Genomic DNA, 21900 nt, shown 5'->3' on the forward strand with positions numbered 1-21900 from the left:
TCAGCGAAGTCGAGCGGCGCCTGGGCTACTGGGATGGCGTGATCGATGCCCATCTCAATCGCCGCGGCGAAGCGGTACAGAACACCTCCCGAGCCGCGCCGATGAACTTCGCCGGCCTGGACATGCTGCGCCGTACCGAAAGCGGTCAGCAACCCGCTACCGAAGCCTATCGCGTGGGTGAGCGCTGGCTGGCCTACAGCGCCGTGGCCCTGCGCCTGAGTGAGAATCAGCCGGCCCAGGGTACGCTGCTGCTGGCCTTCGACCTGCAGCGACTGCTCGCAGCTGTGCCGGCGCTACCACCCGAGTATGGCCAGGTGCAGCTGGTGCAGCAGTTCGCCAACACACCGGCGCAGGTGCTGCTACAGCGCGGCCAGGCAGGCGACGCAGCCGCTGCGCAGACCTTCGCCACCGGCAATCCGTACTGGAAGATCAGCTTCACCCCCGGCCCCGGCCTGGCTCAAGGCAGCATTTCCCCAGCGATGCTCGGCCTCGCGTTCCTGCTTGCACTGGGCGGCGCCCTGATCGGCATGGTCCTGGTGCAGGGCGCGCTGCAGCGGCGCGTCAATCTCGACGCCCAGCAACTCGGGCAAATGCTCAAAGAACTCTCCGCCGGTAAGAACGTCAAAGCCTTCAGCCTCAGCATGCCGGTGCTCGATGCGCTGGCCCAAAGCCTGGCACGATTGCCGCGCCGCAGTAGCGCTGAAGGCAGCAGCACCCCCGTTAAAGGAACAGCCGCGGCACCCGCCGCTCAGCCGGCAGCCAAGCCAGCCGAGCTGGTCGACCCGCTGTTTCAGGACACCGATATCCTCGATATCGACATTCTCGATGAAGACCAGGATCTCCTGGGACTGGAGCAGAGCCCCGCAATGAGCACTAGCCAAAGCGCCCCTACACTTCCCGCCGACATTTTCCGCGCCTACGACATCCGTGGCGTGGTGGGCGACACCCTGACCGCCGAATATGCCTACTGGATTGGCCGCGCCATCGGCTCGCAGAGCCTGGCCCAGGGCGAGCCCAAGGTCATCGTCGGCCGCGACGGCCGCCTCTCCGGCCCGGAACTGCTGCAGCAACTGGTACAAGGCCTGCTCGACTGCGGCTGCGAAGTGACCGATATCGGCATGGTGCCGACCCCGGTGGTGTACTTTGCCGCCAACGTGCTGGAAGGCCGCTCGGCCGTGATGCTCACCGGCAGCCACAATCCGCCGGACTACAACGGCTTCAAGATCATCATCGCCGGCGATACCCTGGCCAACGAACAGATCCTCGCGCTGAAGACACGCCTGGACAACAACGACCTGGCCACAGGCGTCGGCAGCGTGCAGCAGGTCGACGTGCTGCAGCGCTACTTCAAGACCATTCGTGACGACATCGCCCTGGCCAAGCCACTGCGCGTGGTGGTCGACTGCGGCAATGGCGCCGCTGGCGTGATCGCCCCACAACTGATCGAAGCCCTGGGCTGCAGCGTGATTCCGCTGTTCTGCGAAGTGGACGGCACCTTCCCCAATCACCACCCGGATCCGGGCAAACCGGAGAACCTGGTCGACCTGATCGCCCGCGTCAAAGCGGAAAACGCCGACCTGGGCCTGGCCTTCGACGGCGACGGTGACCGCGTCGGCGTGGTGACCAACACCGGTAACATCGTCTACCCCGACCGCCTGCTGATGCTGTTCGCCAAGGACGTGGTCTCGCGTAACCCCGGCGCCGACATCATCTTCGACGTCAAATGCACCCGTCGCCTGACCCCGCTGATCAGCGGCTACGGCGGGCGCCCGGTGATGTGGAAGACCGGCCATTCGCTGATCAAGAAGAAAATGAAGGAAACCGGTGCCCTGCTGGCCGGCGAGATGAGCGGTCACATCTTCTTCAAGGAGCGCTGGTACGGTTTCGACGACGGCATCTACAGCGCTGCCCGTCTGCTGGAAATCCTCAGCCTGGAAAAACGCAACGCCGAGCAGGTGTTCAGCGCCTTCCCCAGCGACATTTCCACGCCGGAAATCAACATCAAGGTCACCGAGCAGACCAAGTTCGGCATGATCGAACGCCTGCAGCGTGAAGGCCAGTGGGGCGAGGCGAACATCACCAGCATCGACGGTGTACGCGTCGATTATCCCAAGGGCTGGGGCCTGATCCGCGCGTCCAACACCACACCAGTGCTGGTGCTGCGCTTCGAGGCCGACACCCAGGAAGAGCTGGAGCGTATCCAAGATGTGTTCCGCGCCCAACTGCTCAAGGTCGCCCCCGACCTGCAACTGCCCTTTTGACCGATTTGTTCCAGGAGCCCCTGCATGACCCTCGAGCGTGACGCCGCTGCCCAGGTTGCCAAGGTACTGTCCGAAGCCCTGCCCTACATTCGCCGCTTCGTCGGCAAGACCCTGGTGATCAAGTACGGCGGCAACGCCATGGAAAGCGAGGAGCTCAAGCAGGGCTTCGCCCGCGACATCGTGCTGATGAAGGCGGTCGGCATCAACCCGGTGGTGGTGCACGGCGGCGGCCCGCAGATCGGTGATCTACTCAAGCGCCTGTCCATCGAGAGCCACTTCATCGACGGCATGCGGGTCACTGACACCGCCACCATGGACGTGGTGGAAATGGTGCTCGGCGGCCAGGTCAACAAGAGCATCGTCAACCTGATCAACCAGCATGGCGGCAGCGCTATCGGCCTGACCGGTAAGGATGCCGGCCTGATCCGCGCCAAGAAGCTCACGGTCAGCCGCCAGACGCCAGAGATGACCCAGCCGGAAATCATCGACATCGGCCATGTCGGCGAGGTCACCGGGGTCAACACTGACCTGCTGAACATGCTGGTCAAGGGCGACTTCATCCCGGTCATCGCGCCCATCGGCGTAGGCCCGGGCGGTGAGTCCTACAACATCAACGCCGACCTGGTCGCTGGCAAGGTGGCTGAGGCGCTGAAGGCCGAGAAACTGATGCTGCTGACCAACATCGCCGGCCTGATGAACAAGCAGGGTGAGGTGCTCACCGGCCTCACCACCGAGCAGGTCAACGATCTTATTGCCGACGGCACCATCTACGGCGGCATGCTGCCGAAGATCAAATGCGCCCTGGAAGCGGTGCAGGGTGGCGTGACCAGTTCGCACATCATCGATGGCCGTGTACCCAATGCAGTGCTGCTGGAGATCTTCACCGATATCGGCAACGGCACCATGATCAGCAACCGCAAGCGTCCTTAGACAGCGGCCGCTACGCGGCCTTCTGATGACCCTCTCCCCCTGGGGCGAAGAGGCGCGCTTTTGGAAGCACTGCTTCCTGCGCCGATGAGCGCCTGATCGCTGGCGATCAGGCCGGGGCGCGGAGCGGGGTGCCCGCAGGGCGGGAGAGGGTATTGCAAGCGCACCGTCAAACCGGTGCGCACGGCGCACCCTACGAGATGACGCCGACCATCGCGCAGCCTTATCGCAAGCCATCCGCACACCGACTCAAACTTGCCGCAACCCTCCTCAACATGCACGCTCACCAGGCACCCCTGATAAGGAACGCCCATGAGCAGCCTGCCCGAACTCAGCCAGTTCAGTTTCTTCCACGCCTTGCGCGTGCGCTGGGCCGAAGTCGATCCGCAAAGCATCGTCTTCAACGGCCACTACCTGACCTACGCCGACGTTGCCATCACCGAATACTTTCGCGCGCTGGGCGTCGCCTATCCGGGTGACCTGGCACAGGACGGCGGCGATTTCTTCGCCATCCGCACCTTGCTCGAATACCGCGCCCCGGCGCGCTTCGACGATCAACTGCAGATTGGCGTGCGCAGCGCGCGCCTGGGCCGATCCAGCCTGACCTTTGCGCTCGGCATCTGGCGCGACGGCGAGCTACTGACCAGCGGCGAAATCGTCTATGTTCACGCCGACGGTGCAACACGCAGCAGCGCCCCACTGCCGCAGTGGCTCAGGGAAAAGATCGAGAGTTTCGAGAAGACTCAGCCGCAAGGCTGAATGACTGAGCCCTAAGGCTTTTTCTGCGGCTCGCCGAACAGCTCGGCCAGCCGTGCGCGATCAGCGGCAAAACCGGCCTCGGCCTGAGTACGGGCTTCCTTGTAACGCGCGATATCACGCTGCAGGCGCTGCTGCTCTTCCTTGAGGTTGTTGATCTGCGCCAGCAAATGTTCCGGCACCTGGCGCCCGGCACGCTCATGGTCGGCGGCCTGGCTCTGCAGGTTGGCCTGCTGAGTACGCACCGACTGCAGATTGCCACGCGCGACGCTGGTGACGCTGTCGAGCTCGGCCAGCTTGCGCTCACGGGCACGGTCGACATCGTCGAGATTGGTGTACAGACGCAGCAACTGGGCATCGCTGCTGGCACGCGCCTTGTCCGCCTGCATACGGGCGAACTCTTCGGGCGTAGGGGCTGGCGGGATCACCCGCAGCACGCGCCCCTGATCATTGAGCACCTCGTACCCCTTGCCGATGAACTCGGGCGGCACACCCTGGCGGCTGAGCACTGTCACGCCCTTGTCGTCGACATAACGATAGAGCTCGGCAGCCACTCCCGACAACGGCAGCAGCAGGCTACAAAGCAGCGTACAGCGGGTCAGGAGCGGTGCAGGCATAGGACGACCTTGTGCTAGGGCTAGATTCCGTACTCGGCGCGATAGGCCTCGACAGCCGGCAGATATTGCTTCAGTTCAGCATCCCCTGCCAGATATTCCAGTACCTGTTCGAGTGACACGATGCTCACTACGGGCATGCCGAAGTCGCGCTCGACTTCCTGAATGGCGGAAAGCTCGCCCTGGCCACGCTCCTGACGGTTCAGCGCGATCAGGGTGCCGGCAGCCTGAGCGCCCTGCCCCTGGATGATCTGCATGACCTCACGGATTGCGGTGCCGGCAGTGATCACGTCATCGACGATCAGCACACGGCCCTTGAGCGGCGCGCCAACCAGGGTGCCGCCCTCGCCATGGTCCTTGGCTTCCTTGCGGTTGAAGCACCAGGGCAGATCGCGCTGATGATGCTCGGCCAGCGCCACGGCGGTGGTCGCAGCCAGCGGAATGCCCTTGTAGGCCGGGCCGAACAGCACGTCGAAGTCGATCCCGCTATCGACGATCGCAGCCGCGTAAAAACGCCCCAGCTGAGCCAGCGCCAGACCGCTGTCGAACAGGCCGGCATTGAAGAAATAAGGGCTGGTACGCCCGGACTTGAGGGTGAACTGACCGAAACGCAGAACACCGCGTTCGATGGCAAAGCGAATGAAATCGCGCTGGTACGCTTGCATGAAAAGTCCCGGACGGCACGGATTTAGCTAAATGAGGTGAGCTCGGGTATCATACACGCACGTGTTTTTGGGGGCCATTTATGCGGATCATCAGTGTGAACGTGAATGGTATTCAGGCTGCGGCCGAGCGAGGTCTGCTCAGCTGGCTGCAAGCCCAGAATGCCGACGTGATCTGCCTGCAAGACACCCGTGCCTCCGCCTTTGAAATGGACGACCAAGCCTTCCAACTGGATGGTTATTTCCTCTATGCATGCGACGGTGAAGTGCCCAGCCAAGGTGGCGTGGCGCTCTACTCGCGATTGCAACCCAAGGCGGTGATCAGCGGCCTCGGCTTCGAGATGGCCGATCGCTACGGGCGCTACCTGCAGGCCGATTTCGACAAGGTAAGTATCGCCACTCTGCTGCTGCCAAGCGGGCGGGACGGTGACGAGAGCTTGAATCAGAAATTCAAGTTCATGGACGACTTCACCCATTATCTGGACAAGCAACGCCGCAAGCGTCGCGAGTACATCTACTGCGGCTCGCTGCATGTAGCGCACCAGAAGCTGGACGTGAAGAACTGGCGTGACTGCCAGCAATCACCAGGTTTCCTGGCGCCCGAGCGCGCCTGGATGGACGAGGTGGTTGGCAATATGGGTTATGTCGATGCCCTGCGCGAAGTCAGCCGCGAAGGTGACCAGTTCAGCTGGTGGCCGGATAACGAGCAAGCGGAAATGCTCAACCTGGGCTACCGCTTCGACTACCAGCTGCTCACTCCGGGCATGCGCCGTAGTGTGCGCAGCGCACGCCTGCCACGTCAGCCGCGCTTCTCCCAGCATGCGCCGCTGATCGTCGATTACGACTGGATTCTCAGCATCTGATCGACAGGTAACAGGTATGAAAAAGCCGGCTGATCGCCGGCTTTCTGTTGCGCGCAGGTTTACTTCACCAAACGCCAACTGAAGGGGTAGCGATAGGGTTGCCCTTCGTTGGCCTTGATACCCGCGATGATGGTCAACACCAGCGCCGCCAGGCCCAACAGCATCAGCAGCGGGAAGCCGATCACCACCACCATCAGAATGAAACAGACCACTGCGGCCAATGCCACGCTGATCTGGAAGTTCAGCGCTTCCTTGCCCTGCGCATCGACGAAGGGGTCGAGGTCTTTCTTGATCTGCCAGATGATCAGCGGGCCAAGCAGATTGCCGAAGGGGAACACCAGGCCGAGAAACGCGGCGAAGTGGCAGAACATGGCCCACTGACGCGCTTCCTGACTGGGCGTCGGAACCGGGTTTTGCATATCGTCGTTCATACGGGTGCTCCTTGCTCGGCTAAAGATTTCAGTCGACCAGAGCGGCCTTCTGCAGTTCAAAGATCTCGTTCATGCCCTTCTGTGCCAGTGCCAGCATGGCGTTGAATTCGTCAGGCTGGAACGGCGCGCCTTCGGCAGTACCCTGCACTTCGATGAAGCCGCCGGCATTGGTCATTACCACGTTGAGGTCGGTCTCGGCGGCGGAGTCTTCCAGGTAGTCCAGATCCAGCACCGGCTCGCCCTGGTAGATGCCGACCGACACCGCTGCGATCATCTGCTTGAGTGGCTCGCCCTTGAGCGAACCACGCTTTTTCAGCACTTTCAGGGCATCGATCAGCGCCACCATGGCGCCAGTGATGGAGGCGGTGCGGGTGCCACCGTCAGCCTGGATCACGTCGCAATCGACGTACAGGGTGTTCTCGCCCAGCTTGGTCATGTCCAATGCTGCGCGCAGCGAACGGCCGATGAGGCGCTGGATTTCCAAAGTACGCCCGCCCTGCTTGCCGCGGCTGGCCTCACGCTGGTTACGCTCGCCGGTGGCGCGCGGCAGCATGCCGTATTCGGCAGTCAGCCAGCCCTGGCCCTGACCCTTGAGGAAACGCGGCACGCCCGACTCGACGCTGACGGTGCAGATCACCTTGGTATCGCCGAACTCCACCAGCACCGAGCCCTCGGCGTGCTTGGTGTAGTTGCGGGTGATGCGAATCGAGCGCAACTGATCGGCGGCGCGGCCACTGGGACGTTTCATCGAGCGATACCTACTTCATTAAGTGAAAACAGCACGCATTATAGGGGGCGGTCGAGCAAGGCGACACGCCGAATTGGCGCCAGCAGATGGCAGGCCCGATCGCCTGCACATGAAATGGGTAGGCGCCGTGAGCTACAATCCTGCGTTTTTCGAGCCGACTTCCACGAGGTATCCCATGGTTCACAGCATGACGGCCTTTGCCCGCAATGAGCAGGCAACCGCTCACGGCACACTGAGCTGGGAGCTGCGCTCGGTCAACCACCGCTATCTCGAACCGCACCTGCGCCTGCCGGAAGCCTTCCGCGACCTCGAAGGCGCGGTGCGCGAAGCGCTGCGCCAGGGCCTGTCACGCGGCAAGGTGGAATGCACCCTGCGCTTCGCCGAAGAAAGTGCCGGCAAGCCGCTGCAGGTCGACGCCGACCGCGCCCGCCAACTGATTGCCGCTGCCGAACAGGTCGCCGCACTGATCCAGCAGCCGGCCCCGCTCAACCCGCTGGAAGTGCTGGCATGGCCCGGCGTGCTGGTGGCCGACTCGGCCGACCCGCAGGCGCTGAACGCTGCCGCTCTGAAGCTGTTCGACCAGGCACTGGGTGAACTCAAGGCCGGCCGTGCCCGCGAAGGCGCCGAGCTGGCCAAGCTGCTCAATGAGCGCCTCGACAGCATCCTCGACGAAGTCGCCGCCCTGCGCGAACTGGTGCCGCAGATGCTCGTCGGGCAGCGCGCCAAGATCGAAACCCGCTTCGCCGAAATGCAGGCCGAGCTCGATCCGCAACGTCTGGAGCAGGAGCTGGTGCTGCTCGCGCAGAAGAGCGACGTGGCCGAGGAGCTGGATCGCCTCAGCACCCACGTCAGCGAAGTGCGTCGCGTGCTCAAGGCCGGCGGCGCTGCCGGACGGCGCCTGGATTTTTTGATGCAGGAGCTCAACCGCGAGGCCAACACCCTCGGCTCCAAGGCCTTCGATCCGCGCAGCACGCAGGCTGCGGTCAATCTGAAGGTGCTCATCGAACAGATGCGCGAGCAAGTACAGAACATCGAGTGAAAACTGCTGCGCTAGGCTATACCGCGTTGAAATCAGGTTCGAAATGCTCATTTACAGTCGTAAACTCCGCTTTCTCACCTGATTTCGCCTTGTCTAGCCGTCGCTCGCTACGTTTTCACGCCCATCAAGATTTGCTCAGGAAGCTCTAATGGCCACCACCGGCACCCTATACATCGTTTCCGCTCCCTCCGGCGCCGGCAAGACCAGCCTGGTCAAGGCCCTGATCGACAGCGAGGCGCAGATTCGCGTCTCGGTCTCGCATACCACCCGTGCCATGCGCCCAGGCGAGGTGGACGGGGTCAACTACCACTTCATCGACCATGCGCAGTTCAATGCCATGATCGAACGCAGCGAGTTCCTCGAGCACGCCCAGGTGTTCGACAATTTCTACGGCACCTCGCAGAAATGGGTCGAGCAGACCCTGGCCGAAGGCTTCGACCTGATCCTGGAGATCGACTGGCAGGGGGCACAGCAAGTGCGCAAGCTGATGCCGCAGGCCAAATCCATCTTCATCCTGCCGCCGACCCAGGAAGCTTTGCGTCACCGCCTGACCAACCGCGGCCAGGACAGCGGCGAGATCATCGAACGACGCATGCGCGAGGCCGTCAGCGAGATGAGCCACTACGTCGAATACGACTACCTGGTGATCAACGACGACTTCAACCATGCCTTGAGCGACCTGAAAGCCATCTTCCGCAGCAACCAGTTGTCGCAAACACAGCAACAGCAGCGCCATGCCGGGCTGCTCAGCGAACTGCTGGCGTAAAACAGCGCTTCCATTGTCGCTGGTGATTTTTTAGACTATCCAGTCCGCTCGCCCGCTCGGGCCAAGCTTATCCGCACAAGTTACGAGGAACACCATGGCTCGCGTTACCGTCGAAGATTGCCTGGACAACGTTGATAACCGCTTCGAACTGGTCATGCTCGCGACCAAGCGTTCGCGCCAGCTGGCCACCGGCGGCAAAGAGCCGAAAGTGGCGTGGGAAAACGACAAGCCCACCGTGGTGGCCCTGCGCGAAATCGCTGCCGGCCTGGTGGACTACGACGTGATCGCCCAGGACGATATCGTCGAAGAAGAACCGCTGTTCGCCGCCTTCGAGGAAGAGGCCAACGAGCCTCTGTAAGTCGATGATGCCGGGTCGAAGTTGCGCGGCGGGTAGCCAAACCGGTCATGAGGGGAATACCCCATGGCTGGTATAGACGCTCTCGCCGACCGACTTTCGACCTACCTCGGCCATGACCAGGTCAACCTGGTTCGCCGAGCCTACTTCTACGCCGAACAGGCGCACGATGGCCAACGCCGCCGCAGTGGCGAAGCCTACGTGACCCATCCGCTGGCCGTGGCCAGCATCCTCGCCGACATGCACATGGATCATCAGAGCCTGATGGCCGCCATGCTGCACGACGTCATCGAAGACACCGGCATCGCCAAGGAAGCACTCAACGCGCAGTTCGGCGAAACCGTGGCCGAACTGGTCGACGGGGTCAGCAAACTGACCCAGATGAACTTCGAGACCAAGGCCGAGGCGCAGGCCGAGAACTTCCAGAAGATGGCCATGGCCATGGCCCGCGACATCCGCGTGATTCTGGTCAAGCTCGCCGACCGCCTGCACAACATGCGCACCCTCGATGCCATGCCGCACGAGAAGAGCCGGCGCATCGCCAAGGAAACCCTGGAAATCTACGCCCCCATCGCCAACCGGCTGGGCATGCACAACATGCGTGTGGAGTTCGAAGACCTGGGCTTCAAGGCCATGCACCCGATGCGCTCCGAGCGCATTCGCGCCGCTGTGCGCCGCGCTCGGGGCAACCGCAAGGAAATCGTCGCCAAGATCGAGGAATCGATCCAGATGTGCCTGCAGCGCGAAGGCATGGAAGGCGAGGTGATCGGCCGAGAGAAGCACCTGTACAGCATCTACCAGAAGATGCGCGGCAAGCGTAAGGCGTTCAACGAGATCATGGACGTCTACGCCTTCCGCATCATCGTCGACAAGGTCGACACCTGCTACCGCGTGCTCGGTGCCGTGCATAACCTGTACAAGCCGCTGCCCGGCCGCTTCAAGGATTACATCGCGATTCCCAAGGCCAACGGCTACCAGTCGCTGCACACCACGCTGTTCGGCATGCACGGCGTGCCCATCGAGATCCAGATCCGCACCCGCGAAATGGAAGAGATGGCCAACAACGGCATCGCCGCCCACTGGCTGTACAAGTCCAATGAGGACGATGCGCCCAAGGGCAACCACGCCCGCGCGCGTCAGTGGGTCAAGGGCGTACTGGAGCTGCAGCAGCGCGCCGGCAACTCGCTGGAATTCATCGAAAGCGTGAAGATCGACCTGTTCCCCGACGAGGTCTACGTGTTCACGCCCAAGGGTCGCATCATGGAGCTGCCAAAAGGCTCCACCGCAGTCGACTTCGCCTACGCGGTACACACCGACGTCGGCAACACCTGCATCGCCTGCCGCATCAATCGGCGCCTGGCGCCGCTGTCGCAGGCACTGGAAAGTGGCTCGACGGTAGAAATCGTCACCGCGCCGGGCGCCCGGCCGAATCCGGCCTGGCTCAACTTCGTGGTCACCGGCAAGGCACGCACGCATATCCGCCATGCCCTCAAGCAACAGCGCCGCTCGGAATCGATCAGCCTCGGCGAACGCCTGCTGAACAAGGTGCTGGCCAGCTTCGACACGCACCTGGAAAAGATCGCGCCCGAGCGCGTACAGGCAGTGCTCGGCGAATACCGCCAGGAGGTCATCGAGGACCTGCTCGAAGACATCGGCCTGGGCAACCGCATGGCCTACGTCGTGGCCCGCCGCCTGCTGGCCGAGAGTGGCGACGAAACCCTGCCGAGCAGCGAAGGGCCCCTGGCGATCCGTGGCACCGAAGGCCTGGTGATGAGCTACGCCAAGTGCTGCACGCCGATCCCGGGCGACCCCATCGTCGGCTACCTGTCCGCCGGCAAGGGCATGGTGGTGCACATGGAAAGCTGCCGGAACATCGTCGACATCCGCCACAACCCGGAAAAATGCATCCAGCTCAACTGGGCCAAGGATGTCACCGGCGAATTCAACGTCGAACTGCGCGTCGAGCTGGAACACCAGCGCGGCCTGATCGCCCTGCTGGCCGGCAGCGTCAATGCCGCCGATGGCAACATCGAGAAGATCAGCATGGACGAACGCGACGGCCGTATCAGCGTGGTGCAACTGGTGGTCAGCGTGCATGACCGCGTGCACCTGGCCCGCGTGATCAAGAAACTTCGCGCGCTCAAGGGCGTGATGCGTATCACCCGAGTACGCGCCTGACACAATTCCCCTATTTCCAGCCTGTAGGCTGGGTGCTCGACCCAGCCAGTTCTCACAAGGAGCGATTCATGAGCAAGACCGTCATCACCAGCGACAAGGCCCCCGCCGCCATCGGCACCTACTCCCAGGCGATCAAGGCCGGCAACACCGTGTACATGTCCGGCCAGATCCCGCTGGATCCGGTGAGCATGGAGCTGGTCGAAGGCTTCGAAGCACAGACCGTGCAGGTCTTCGAGAACCTCAAGGCGGTTGCTGAAGCCGCCGGCGGCTCGTTCAAGGACATCGTCAAGCTGAACATCTTCCTCACCGACCTGTCGCACTTCGCCAAGGTCAACGAGATCATGGGCCGCTATTTCGAACAGCCCTACCCGGCTCGCGCCGCTATCGGCGTTGCTGCTCTGCCGCGCGGCGCGCAGGTGGAGATGGACGCTATTCTGGTCATCGAGTAAGTCGTTCGAGCGGGGCAGCAGGCCCCGCTCGCCCTTCCCCGGCATGGAGATCGCCATGCGTCTGCTTCCTCTGCTGCTATGCGGCGCCCTGCTCGGCGGCTGCGCCAGCACACCGAACAACGACCCGAGCGGTACCTGGATCAACCAGGCTGCCATCGATGCCGCCCGCGAAAGCGGTCGCCTGCGTGAGGCTCTGCTTGCCTATGGGCCCAACCTCGAATGGCAGATCAACCCCGAACAGCAGCAGGCCAGTTACAGCAACGGCTTCGAGCTGGCCGAGGGCAAGCTGCAGGGTGCCGGAGAGGGGCGTTGGCAGGTAACCTTCTACGGTGATTACAACGAGCAGCTCGCCATTCAGAACGGCGAACTGGTGCAGATCGCCAGCGAATACTGGCCCGAGCAGCACTTCGCCCGCGTCAATAGCTCCAGCGAACCCAAGCCACTGGGCAGCAGCTTCGAGCAGGCGCTATATCGCGACTACCTGGGCGGCGACTGGCTGATCGAGGAAGGTCTGGGCCAGGGCGGCCTGGTGCGCTTCAACAGCGACGGGCAGGTACAAGGCCTGCCCGGCGCCGAACGCTTTGCCCTGTGCCTGGCAGGCGACTGCGCGGCCATGAGCGGCGAACATGACAGTCTTTGGCTGCAAGCCGGTGATCAGGGTAGCCCCTGGTTGTTCGTGCATGAAGGCAATCAGCTGCGCATCTTCGAAGCGCAGAACCGCGCCCAGTTCGACGAGATGCCCGAGTACCAGCCCGGCCCGCAGCGCTGGCTGCTCAAGCGCCGCTGATCAGCCGGCGCCGCCTCCGGGCAGGAGCGGCGCCATGCTATAGAGCCCCCAGCAACAGCCAGCCTCCCAGCGCCAGCAACAGGCCACCGCAACCGCGATCCAGCCAGCGCACGCGCCGCTGCAACCAGCTGCGCCAACGCGCCTGATCGAGCAGGCGCACCAGCGCCAGATCCCAGAACAGCACCACCAGGGTCATCCACAGCATCGCCAGGCCCAGCCCCCATGCCGGCATTGCCGACTCGCGCAAGACCCCGAATAGTCCGGCGTAGAACAGCGGCAATTTGGGGTTGAGGCTGCTGGCCAGCAGGCCCTGACGCATGCCCTTCCACACCCCGCCGAGCCTCAACTGATCACCCTGCGGCAGGACCAGATCTCGCCGCAAGGCCAGCGCCTGCAGGCCGATCCAGGCGAAATACAGCCCGCCGACGACCTGCAAGCAGCGCCACAGCCAACTGCCCTCGGCGGGTAACAACGCCATAACGAACAGCACCAGCAGCATGCTCAGCAGGTTGGCCAGCGCGATGCCGCAGGCGCAACCGTCGGCCTGGTGCCGGCCCTTGGCCAGCGCGGTGCGAATCAATAGAAAGAAGTCCGGCCCAGGCGACAGCAAGGCCGCGAAATGAGTACCGGCCACCAGTAGAAACAACGCGAACATGGCACCTCCGTTTGGCGGAGGCAGTGTCGGCAACCAGCGGTGTCGATGTATTGGAAAAAACTCAGGCTCGACAGCGACGCAATCGCTGCCGAACAACTTGGCGCGCCCCGATGCAAGTTCGCGCAAAGCCTTGCCGAATCAGGCCTGCGCCACGGCGCGAAAACGCCCCGGAGTGACCCCGGTGAAACGGCGAAACACCCCGTTGAAATGCGCCTGGTCATAAAAGCCCAGGTCCAGTGCGACATCGGCCAGGGCCTGACCTTGCAACAACCTGCGCTTGGCTTCACGCACTCGGCGCTGCAGTAGATAGGTGTGTGGCGGCACGCCATAGGCACGGCGAAATGCCTCGATCAGGTGGCGCGGGTGACGCTGCACCAAGGCAGCCAATTGCTCGAGGCTGACAGCCTCGGCGTAGTGCACTTCCAGGTAATCGCGCAGGTACGCCGTCACCCCGCTGTCGCGACATGCCGGGCGCGCCTCGCGCAAGCCGCCGTGCCGCACGAAGACCAGCTCCAGCAACGCCAGCAGTTCGCTCTCCAACGCCAGCGCATCACCGCGCTCGAACTCGCCAGCCAGTTGCGCAAGGCTTGCCGCGACGCGGCCGTCGTCATCCGGATTGAGCGTGCTGAAACCGTTGGGCAGCCGCTTGCGCCCGAGCAGCGCCGGCAGCCGCGACTCCTCGACATAGAGCATGCGATAGACCACGCGCGCAGACTCGGCATGCCCGGTATGTGGCTCCTCGGGGTTCATCAGCGACAGGGTGCCGGCAGGCAGCGCATAGCGCTGACCACGACACTGGTAGCCACCGACACCCTGCACGATGGCACCGATGGCGAAGGCATCATGACTATGTCGGCCAAAGGCCTGCCCGGAGAAGTCGGCGTGAAACAGCTCGACGCCCGGCAGCCAGGGCTTGGCCAGCAAGCTGTTGGCGTCCATTTCAGCGCTCGGCGAGGATCGCCGCATAGCCCTCGCGGTAGCTCGGATACTGCGGCGCCCAACCCAGCGCACGAGCGCGGGCATTGCGGCAACGCTTGCTACCGGCTCGGCGCACACGCTGCTCGTCGCTCCAGTGGCTGACGCCCAGTTGCTCACGCAGCCAACCCACTACTTCGTGCAGCGGCGCCGGCTCGTCGTCGACACCCAGGTAGCAATCGGCCAAGGGCACACCGGCGGCATCCGCCTGCAACAGCGTGGCGAACAGGCCGGCAGCATCCTCGACATGAATGCGATTGCCATACAGCGGCGGCGTCTCGCTGACCCGATAGCCGCCGCGCACCTGGCTCAGCAACCATTCGCGACCAGGGCCGTAAAGGCCTGTTAGACGCACGATAGTGGCCGGCAGCCCGCTGTCGAGCGCTACACGTTCGGCCTCGCGCATGATCACCGCAGAAAAACTCTGCGCCTCGGCCACAGAGTCCTCGTCAATCCACTCGCCCTCCTGCTGCCCGTATACCCCGCTGCTTGAGGCGAACAGGATGCGCCGCGGGCGCTGGCCATGCTGCGCCAACCAGCTCAGCACACGGCGCAGCCCCTCAACATAGGCGGCGCGATAGCCGGCCTCGTCATGCTCGGTGGCGGCGGCGCAGTACACCAGGTAATCCAGTTGCCCTTGCGGCCAATCCGCCGGACAGGCATCGGCGTGCAGATCGCCGGCCAGCGGCTCGATGGCGGTAGGTAGCACGGCCACGTTGCGACGCATACCGAGCACGCGCCAGCCTTGTGCGGCCATACGCAGGCCAAGGCGGGTACCGACGTCTCCACACCCGGCAATCAGCAGGCTGTTGCATCCCGACATGCTTTTCTCCATGACATTTATGCAAAGGCGCAGTTTAGCCCGGTTGGTTCATTCGTATGCAAAGGCTATGCTTGTCGGCAATTTAATGGATAAACACTATGACCCTCACCGAACTGCGGTACATCGTCACCCTCGCCCAGGAACAACACTTCGGCCGCGCCGCCGAGCGTTGCCACGTCAGCCAGCCGACCCTGTCGGTGGGCGTGAAGAAGCTGGAGGACGAGCTGGGCGTGCTGATCTTCGAGCGCAGCAAGAGCGCCGTGCGCCTGACCCCGGTCGGTGAGGGCATCGTCACCCAGGCACAGAAGGTGCTGGAGCAGGCCCAGGGCATTCGCGAGCTGGCCCAGGCCGGCAAGAACCAGCTGACCGCCCCGCTGAAGATCGGCGCCATCTACACCGTCGGCCCCTATCTGTTCCCGCACCTGATTCCGCAGCTGCACCGGGTCGCCCCGGACATGCCGCTGTACATCGAGGAAAACTTCACCCATATCCTGCGTGACAAGCTGCGCACCGGTGAGCTCGACGCCATCATCATCGCCCTGCCGTTCCAGGAGGCCGACGTACTGACCAAGCCGCTGTACGACGAGCCCTTCTACGCCCTGCTGCCGGCCGGCCATCCCTGGGCGGAGCTGGAGACCATCGACACCAAGCTGCTCAACGACAAGAGCCTGCTGCTGCTCGGTGAAGGGCACTGCTTCCGCGACCAGGTGCTGGAAGCCTGTCCGACCCTGCGCAAAGGCGGCGACGACCACGGCAAGCACACCACGGTGGAATCCAGCTCGCTGGAAACCATCCGCCATATGGTCGCCTCCGGCCTCGGCGTGTCGATCCTGCCGTTCTCGGCGGTGGACAGCCACCACTATGCGCCGGGCGTGATCGAAGTACGTCCGCTCAGCGCGCCGGTGCCGTTCCGTACCGTGGCGATCGCCTGGCGTGCCAGCTTCCCGCGGCCCAACGCCATCGAAGTGCTGGCCGACTCGATCCGCCTCTGCTCGGTCGCCCGCAGCCCGCAGACCAAGGCAGTCTGAGGCCAGAGGTGAGCGAGCTGGCAGCGGTTTCCGTCACTGCGCTCAAAGGCGTAGGCGCCGCCCTGGCCGAGAAACTGGCCAAGGTCGGCCTGGAAAACCTGCAGGACGTGCTGTTCCACCTGCCGCTGCGCTATCAGGATCGCACCCGCATCACCCCCATTGGCGCGCTGCGCCCGGGGCAGGATGCGGTGGTCGAGGGCATCGTCGCCGGTGCCGACGTGGTCATGGGCCGGCGGCGCAGCCTGCTGGTGCGCCTGCAGGATGGCAGCGGCACGCTGAGCCTGCGCTTCTTCCATTTCAGCCAGGCGCAGAAGGAAGGCCTGAAACGCGGCACGGCTCTGCGCTGCTATGGCGAAGTGCGCCCCGGCGCCACCGGCCTGGAGATCTACCACCCGGAATACCGCGCGCAGAGCGGCGGCGAGCCGGCCCCGGTGGAACAGAGTCTGACCCCCATCTACCCGACCACCGAAGGCCTGACCCAGCAACGCCTGCGCCAGCTCAGCCAGCAGGCATTGGCGCGCCTGGGCCCACGCAGCCTGCCGGACTGGCTGCCCGATGAGCTGGCCCGCGACTATCGCCTGGCGCCGCTGGATGAGGCCATCCGCTACCTGCACCGACCGCCGCCGGACGCCGATCTCGAAGAGCTCGCCGAAGGCCGCCACTGGGCCCAGCATCGCCTGGCCTTCGAAGAGCTGCTGACCCACCAGCTGTCGCTGCAGCGCCTGCGCGAACAGGTGCGTGCGCAACAGGCGCCAGCCCTGCCGCCGGCGCAGAAACTGCCGCAGCAGTACCTGGCCAACCTCGGCTTCGCCCCCACCGGCGCGCAGCAGCGCGTGGGGGCCGAGATCGCCTACGACCTGGCGCAGAGCGAGCCCATGCTGCGCCTGGTGCAGGGCGACGTCGGCGCCGGCAAGACGGTGGTCGCCGCGCTGGCCGCGCTGCAGGCGCTGGAAGCCGGCTATCAGGTGGCACTGATGGCGCCCACCGAGATCCTCGCCGAGCAGCACTTTCTCAACTTCAGCAAATGGCTGGCACCGCTGGGCCTGGACGTCGCCTGGCTGGCCGGCAAGCTCAAGGGCAAGGCACGCGCCAGCGCACTGGAACAGATCGCCAGCGGTTGCCCGATGGTGGTCGGCACCCACGCCCTGTTCCAGGACGAAGTGAAGTTCAAGCGCCTGGCCCTGGTGATCATCGACGAGCAGCACCGCTTCGGCGTGCAGCAGCGCCTGGCCCTGCGCCAGAAGGGCATCGACGGCCGCCTCTGCCCGCACCAGCTGATCATGACCGCCACGCCCATCCCGCGCACCCTGGCGATGAGCGCCTACGCCGATCTGGACACCTCGATCCTCGACGAGCTGCCGCCGGGGCGCACCCCGGTCAACACCCTGGTGATCGCCGACAGCCGCCGCGATGAGGTGGTCGAGCGGGTGCGCAATGCCTGCCAGCAGGGGCGCCAGGCCTACTGGGTGTGCACCCTGATCGAGGAATCCGAGGAGCTCACCTGCCAGGCCGCGGAAACCAGCTTCGAGGAGCTCTCCGCCGCGCTCGGCGAGCTGCGCGTCGGGCTGATCCACGGGCGCATGAAACCGGCCGAGAAGGCCGCGGTGATGGACGAGTTCAAGCAGGGCCACCTGCAGCTGCTGGTGGCCACCACGGTGATCGAGGTGGGCGTCGACGTGCCCAACGCCAGCCTGATGATCATCGAGAACCCCGAGCGCCTGGGCCTGGCCCAGCTGCACCAGCTGCGCGGCCGGGTCGGTCGCGGCAGCGCCGCCAGTCATTGCGTGCTGCTCTATCACGCGCCATTGTCGCAACTGGGCCGCGAACGCCTGGCGATCATGCGCGAGACCACCGATGGCTTCGTCATCGCCGAGAAGGATCTGGAGCTGCGCGGTCCCGGGGAAATGCTCGGTACCCGGCAGACCGGTCTGCTGCAATTCAAGGTCGCCGACCTGATGCGCGACGCCGACCTGCTGCCCGCCGTGCGCGATGCCGCGCAGGCACTATTGGAACATTGGCCACAACATGTGGCTCCATTGCTGGAGCGCTGGTTGCGTCACGGCCAGCAATACGGTCAAGTGTGAACCTGTTCACAGGACAACCGTCGCCACGAACCTTTGCACAAATGCCCGCTGGTTATACTCCGGGGCAGATGTGCCAACGCCGGATACCGATATGACTGAAGCCGCTCTCGCCCCCAACGCCTCTGCGCAGCCGCCTGCCGTGATCGCGCAGCTGCTGGAAAAACTCGCCGTCCCCTTCCAGGCGCGCGCCGAGGTGCCCGGCCTGCCGGCGGCGGCTCGAGTGCAGGCCGTGCTGGTGGATGACGCGGTCGGCGCACTGCTGGTGCTCTATCCGCGCAGCCAGTTGCTCGACCTGGCGCGCCTGGCCGAACTGACCGGGCGCCAGCTCACTGCGGTCAAACCGGAGCGCCTGGAGCGCATGCTCGGCAAGCACAACCTGACCGCGCTGCCTGGCCTGCCGCCGCTGACCAGTTCGCCCTGCCTGTACGAGGAGCGCCTGCTGCAGGTGCCCAGCCTGCTGATCGAGTCCGGTCAGCCCGGCGTGCTGCTGGAGATTCCCACCGAGGCCTACAAGAGCCTGCTGAGCAAGGCCAGCGCGGCGCGCTTCGGCGAGCCGGTGCTGGCGATCCGGCCGAACCTCGACCGCCCCGATGACGACCGCGCCGAGATCACCCAGGCGGTCCAGGCCTTCACCGCACGGCGCATCCAGCAGCGACTGGAAGAAACCATCGAGATTCCACCGCTGCCGGAAACCGCGCAGAAGATCATCAAGCTGCGGGTCGACCCCAACGCCACGGTCGACGACATCACCGGCGTGGTGGAAACCGACCCGGCGCTGGCGGCTCAGGTGATCAGCTGGGCGGCATCGCCCTATTACGCCGCGCCCGGCAAGATCCGCTCGGTGGAAGATGCCATCGTCCGCGTGCTGGGCTTCGACCTGGTGATCAACCTGGCCCTTGGCCTCGCGCTGGGCAAGACCCTCAGCCTGCCCAAGGACCAGCCGCAGCACGCCACCCCTTACTGGCAGCAAGCGATCTATACCGCTGCAGTGATTGAGGGCCTGACCCGCGCCATGCCGCGCGCACAGCGCCCGGAAGCCGGCCTGACCTACCTGGCCGGTCTGCTGCACAACTTCGGTTACCTGGTCCTGGCGCACGTGTTTCCACCGCACTTCTCGTTGATCTGCCGTCACCTGGAGGTCAACCCGCACCTGCCTGCCGGGCATATCGAGCAGCACCTGCTGGGCATCACCCGCGAGCAGATCGGTGCCTGGCTGATGCGCCACTGGGATATGCCGGAAGAGCTGTCCAGCGCTCTGCGCTTTCAGCACGATCCGTCCTACGCCGGCGACAGCGCGGCCTTCCCCAATCTGGTGTGCCTGGCCGTCAGCCTGCTGCGCAACCGGGGTATCGGTGCCGGGCCGCAGAACGAGATTCCTGATGCGCTGTTCGACGCCCTGGGGCTGACCCGGGAAAAAGCCGAGGACGCGGTGAGCAAGGTGCTGAGCGCCGAGGTCGCCTTGCGTGAACTGGCAGCGCAGTTCCAGCAGCCGCACTGAGCGGCTGCAGCTCAGGTTCCCACACCCTGCCCCTTAGGCCTTGCCTGCCGTCTGGCGCAGTTGCTCGCGAGCGGTAGGCTGTTCGCGGCCGGCGTTCCGGGCCGCGCTATGGCTTGCCTGCCACCTGGCGCAGTTGTTCACGACGTTCAGAGAATAGCTGCGGCACCACTTCCAGGCTGATGGCAAGCAGCTGGCTGACGCTGGGATGCTCGTAGAGTGCCGCATACTCGGCGAGCTGATCGCTGGGCATCTGCCGGTAGGCATAGAACATGAAGCTTTCCACCGCCAGCTCGCTGGATTGGCGAATGGCGTTCGCTTGCGTCTGCGTCTGCGCCTGCAGTTCGGCTTCGCTGAGGTTCTCGCCCCGCGCCCTTAACGCCAGCAATGCCTGGGTCTTGCCGACTTCGTAACGTAGCAGGCTGGCCAGTTCAGTGGTACGCGCGGCAGCGTCGAGACGCTTGACCAACTCCAGACGCGCACCTCGTGGCGGCTGCTCCTGCAGGCGCTGGCGGTATTCAGCCAAACCTTCGGGTTGCTCACCGACGGCGCGCTCGGCAGCGGTGAAACGCTGCGCCAACGGGCTATCGAGACGCTCACGGGCCTGCTCGCCCTGCGCCGCATCGAAGCGGGCAGCGACGCGCTGGGCCAGGTCCAGACAAAAGGCTTCGCCAGCGAAGAGCTGGGCGAGGCGCTTCTGTTCGGTTTCATCCTGGCCACGCTGCACCAACGGCGCGCTCTGTTCGCACAGCAGATGGATACCGGCGAGCTCGAACAGCGGCAACAAGGCCTTGGCAGACGCTGGCTCGGCTCGTGCAGTGGTGGCGGCCAGCAATAGCAGGGGTAACAGGAAAAGACGCATGGTCGGGCTTTCCACAGGGACGTGCCTGGCAGCCTAACCAAAGCGCGGCGTCGCGGCCAGCCGCGACGCCTATCGGAAGCCAACCAGATAAGGTTGCCAACGTGGTCTTTCGTAGGAGCCCCGCCCCGGGGCGAAGCGTTTTCGAGGGCGCACCGCCTGATTCGCGGCGGAGCGCCGCTCCTACAATTTCGATGCGTCGACGCCTAACTGACAGGCATCAGCCGATCAAGCGGCCTTTTTGGCCTCCCCGGCCTTCTTCTTCGGCATCAGGTACTTGGTCAGACCCTGGAACCACATGACCAGCGCCGGGTTGCCCTGGATCTGGATGTCCTTGTTCTGGATGCCCTGCATGAAGGCCAGCTGCTTGTTCTTCGCGGTCATGGTTTCGAAGCCGTAGGCGGCATCCTTGAAGCCGATGGCGAAGGCCGGATCCGGGGCGGCGCCGCGCTTGCTGGTCACGCGCTGACCGGCCACGGTGAAGTGGCGTGCGACCTTGCCGTCCAGCGTGTGCAACTGGAACACCATATCGCGACCTTCGAGCTGCTGGCGGAACGCCGGGTTTTCACGACTGGCCTTGGCCATCAGGCGGCCCAGCATCCACAGGAGAAAACGGAATTTCATGCACAAGGCCTCGTGATCGAAGATGATGGCCGCGCATTGTAGTGCTTTTCTTGCAGGACTACAGCCTGTCTAAAGCATGGCTGTATCAGCGAATGTCGCAGCATGGCTGCGCAGGGGGAACCCGGAGCCGAACGGCTCCGGGTAACGGGCTCAGTTGACCGCGTCTTTCAGGGACTTGCCCGGTTTGAAGGCGACGGTGTTGCTGGCCTTGATCTTCACCGGCTGACCGGTTTGCGGGTTCTTACCAGTACGGGCGCCACGGTGGCGTTGGACGAAAGTACCGAAGCCAACCAGGGTCACACTGTCCTTGCGGTTCAGTGCACCGGTGATTTCTTCCAGTACGGCGTTGAGTACACGATTGGCCTGATCCTTGGTCAGATCAGCCTTTTCGGCGATGGCGGCGGCGAGTTCCGGTTTACGCATAGATGCCTCTTTGACGGTTTTTTGTTGTTGTGTCCGTGCTGTCCTTCCAGAACAGCGCCCAAGGCGCCGCAACAGCTCTGCGCTGCGGCAGACCCTTG

Annotated in this window: 23 protein-coding genes; 13 read left to right on the forward strand and 10 right to left on the reverse strand. The window is 64.2% G+C overall.

What is annotated here, in order from left to right; translation table 11 throughout:
• The first annotated feature begins 866 nt into the window (after nt 1-866).
• The 3 genes from algC (at nt 867) to BLS08_RS24030 (ending at nt 3947) form a co-directional block, all read left to right on the forward strand.
• Entirely contained in the window at nt 867-2261 is a 1395-nt protein-coding gene (gene algC, locus BLS08_RS26465) for a phosphomannomutase/phosphoglucomutase (protein WP_201784339.1), read from the forward strand.
• Nucleotides 2262-2285: 24 nt separating this feature from the next.
• Nucleotides 2286-3191: an acetylglutamate kinase gene (gene argB / locus BLS08_RS24025; RefSeq protein WP_017676059.1), complete on the forward strand. Its 906-nt coding sequence runs from the start codon at nt 2286-2288 to the stop codon at nt 3189-3191.
• A 309-nt stretch (nt 3192-3500) separates the two neighbouring features.
• The gene (locus BLS08_RS24030) at nt 3501-3947 is read left to right on the forward strand and encodes an acyl-CoA thioesterase (RefSeq protein WP_017676060.1); all 447 of its coding nucleotides are present in this window, start codon (nt 3501-3503) and stop codon (nt 3945-3947) included.
• Between the two features lie 11 nt (nt 3948-3958).
• Here BLS08_RS24030 and BLS08_RS24035 read toward each other — a convergent pair whose 3' ends face one another.
• Both BLS08_RS24035 and pyrE read right to left on the reverse strand, forming a co-directional pair.
• Nucleotides 3959-4561 carry a DUF4124 domain-containing protein gene (locus tag BLS08_RS24035; RefSeq protein WP_017676061.1) on the reverse strand — a complete coding sequence of 201 codons (603 nt, stop codon included), beginning with the start codon at nt 4559-4561 and terminating at the stop codon, nt 3959-3961.
• A gap of 20 nt (nt 4562-4581) precedes the next feature.
• Nucleotides 4582-5223, reverse strand: a complete 642-nt coding sequence (pyrE, locus tag BLS08_RS24040; RefSeq protein ID WP_013717752.1) for an orotate phosphoribosyltransferase — start codon at nt 5221-5223, stop codon at nt 4582-4584.
• Nucleotides 5224-5303: 80 nt separating this feature from the next.
• Here pyrE and BLS08_RS24045 point away from each other — a divergent pair, with 80 nt between their 5' ends.
• Nucleotides 5304-6083 carry an exodeoxyribonuclease III gene (locus tag BLS08_RS24045; RefSeq protein WP_017676062.1) on the forward strand — a complete coding sequence of 260 codons (780 nt, stop codon included), beginning with the start codon at nt 5304-5306 and terminating at the stop codon, nt 6081-6083.
• 59 nt (nt 6084-6142) lie between these two features.
• On the opposite strand, the gene BLS08_RS24050 is transcribed toward BLS08_RS24045, so the two are convergent.
• Both BLS08_RS24050 and rph read right to left on the reverse strand, forming a co-directional pair.
• Entirely contained in the window at nt 6143-6514 is a 372-nt protein-coding gene (locus tag BLS08_RS24050; protein WP_017676063.1) for a DUF4870 domain-containing protein, read from the reverse strand.
• Between the two features lie 28 nt (nt 6515-6542).
• Nucleotides 6543-7262 (reverse strand): ribonuclease PH, encoded by a 720-nt coding sequence (rph, locus tag BLS08_RS24055; protein ID WP_017676064.1) that lies wholly within the window; start codon nt 7260-7262, stop codon nt 6543-6545.
• A 175-nt stretch (nt 7263-7437) separates the two neighbouring features.
• Here rph and BLS08_RS24060 point away from each other — a divergent pair, with 175 nt between their 5' ends.
• From BLS08_RS24060 to BLS08_RS24085, 6 genes are all read left to right on the forward strand, one after another.
• On the forward strand, nt 7438-8301 hold the full coding sequence (locus tag BLS08_RS24060) for a YicC/YloC family endoribonuclease (protein ID WP_017676065.1): 864 nt from the start codon (nt 7438-7440) through the stop codon (nt 8299-8301).
• Nucleotides 8302-8449: 148 nt separating this feature from the next.
• Nucleotides 8450-9067 carry a guanylate kinase gene (gene gmk / locus BLS08_RS24065; RefSeq protein ID WP_017676066.1) on the forward strand — a complete coding sequence of 206 codons (618 nt, stop codon included), beginning with the start codon at nt 8450-8452 and terminating at the stop codon, nt 9065-9067.
• Between the two features lie 94 nt (nt 9068-9161).
• Nucleotides 9162-9425: a DNA-directed RNA polymerase subunit omega gene (gene rpoZ / locus BLS08_RS24070; protein WP_003464606.1), complete on the forward strand. Its 264-nt coding sequence runs from the start codon at nt 9162-9164 to the stop codon at nt 9423-9425.
• A gap of 63 nt (nt 9426-9488) precedes the next feature.
• Nucleotides 9489-11600 carry a bifunctional GTP diphosphokinase/guanosine-3',5'-bis pyrophosphate 3'-pyrophosphohydrolase gene (gene spoT, locus BLS08_RS24075; protein WP_017676067.1) on the forward strand — a complete coding sequence of 704 codons (2112 nt, stop codon included), beginning with the start codon at nt 9489-9491 and terminating at the stop codon, nt 11598-11600.
• A gap of 68 nt (nt 11601-11668) precedes the next feature.
• On the forward strand, nt 11669-12049 hold the full coding sequence (locus BLS08_RS24080) for a RidA family protein (protein ID WP_003464610.1): 381 nt from the start codon (nt 11669-11671) through the stop codon (nt 12047-12049).
• 55 nt (nt 12050-12104) lie between these two features.
• Nucleotides 12105-12836 carry a hypothetical protein gene (locus BLS08_RS24085; protein WP_017676068.1) on the forward strand — a complete coding sequence of 244 codons (732 nt, stop codon included), beginning with the start codon at nt 12105-12107 and terminating at the stop codon, nt 12834-12836.
• A gap of 37 nt (nt 12837-12873) precedes the next feature.
• On the opposite strand, the gene BLS08_RS24090 is transcribed toward BLS08_RS24085, so the two are convergent.
• The 3 genes from BLS08_RS24090 to BLS08_RS24100 form a co-directional block, all read right to left on the reverse strand.
• On the reverse strand, nt 12874-13491 hold the full coding sequence (locus BLS08_RS24090; RefSeq protein ID WP_017676069.1) for a LysE family translocator: 618 nt from the start codon (nt 13489-13491) through the stop codon (nt 12874-12876).
• 138 nt (nt 13492-13629) lie between these two features.
• Nucleotides 13630-14430 carry a helix-turn-helix transcriptional regulator gene (locus tag BLS08_RS24095; RefSeq protein WP_017676070.1) on the reverse strand — a complete coding sequence of 267 codons (801 nt, stop codon included), beginning with the start codon at nt 14428-14430 and terminating at the stop codon, nt 13630-13632.
• Nucleotide 14431: 1 nt separating this feature from the next.
• Nucleotides 14432-15289 (reverse strand): NAD-dependent epimerase/dehydratase family protein, encoded by an 858-nt coding sequence (locus BLS08_RS24100; RefSeq protein WP_017676071.1) that lies wholly within the window; start codon nt 15287-15289, stop codon nt 14432-14434.
• Between the two features lie 98 nt (nt 15290-15387).
• Here BLS08_RS24100 and BLS08_RS24105 point away from each other — a divergent pair, with 98 nt between their 5' ends.
• From BLS08_RS24105 to BLS08_RS24115, 3 genes are all read left to right on the forward strand, one after another.
• Nucleotides 15388-16317, forward strand: coding sequence for a hydrogen peroxide-inducible genes activator (locus BLS08_RS24105; RefSeq protein ID WP_017676072.1), 930 nt, complete (start codon nt 15388-15390; stop codon nt 16315-16317).
• A gap of 8 nt (nt 16318-16325) precedes the next feature.
• The gene (recG, locus tag BLS08_RS24110) at nt 16326-18401 is read left to right on the forward strand and encodes an ATP-dependent DNA helicase RecG (RefSeq protein ID WP_090337624.1); all 2076 of its coding nucleotides are present in this window, start codon (nt 16326-16328) and stop codon (nt 18399-18401) included.
• Between the two features lie 91 nt (nt 18402-18492).
• On the forward strand, nt 18493-19899 hold the full coding sequence (locus BLS08_RS24115) for an aminoacyl-tRNA deacylase and HDOD domain-containing protein (protein ID WP_090337626.1): 1407 nt from the start codon (nt 18493-18495) through the stop codon (nt 19897-19899).
• Between the two features lie 106 nt (nt 19900-20005).
• Here BLS08_RS24115 and BLS08_RS24120 read toward each other — a convergent pair whose 3' ends face one another.
• The 3 genes from BLS08_RS24120 to BLS08_RS24130 all read right to left on the reverse strand — a co-directional run bounded on the left by BLS08_RS24120 (nt 20006) and on the right by BLS08_RS24130 (nt 21802).
• Complete coding sequence (locus BLS08_RS24120) at nt 20006-20758, reverse strand: hypothetical protein (protein ID WP_017676075.1); 753 nt, start codon at nt 20756-20758, stop codon at nt 20006-20008.
• Between the two features lie 225 nt (nt 20759-20983).
• A complete protein-coding gene (locus tag BLS08_RS24125; protein WP_017676076.1) occupies nt 20984-21379 on the reverse strand; it encodes a hypothetical protein in 396 nt (131 codons plus the stop codon).
• 150 nt (nt 21380-21529) lie between these two features.
• The gene (locus BLS08_RS24130) at nt 21530-21802 is read right to left on the reverse strand and encodes an HU family DNA-binding protein (protein ID WP_003242571.1); all 273 of its coding nucleotides are present in this window, start codon (nt 21800-21802) and stop codon (nt 21530-21532) included.
• Nucleotides 21803-21900: the final 98 nt, after the last annotated feature.

The sequence above is a fragment of the Ectopseudomonas chengduensis genome (assembly GCF_900102635.1).
In the GTDB taxonomy this organism is placed as follows: domain Bacteria; phylum Pseudomonadota; class Gammaproteobacteria; order Pseudomonadales; family Pseudomonadaceae; genus Aquipseudomonas; species Aquipseudomonas chengduensis.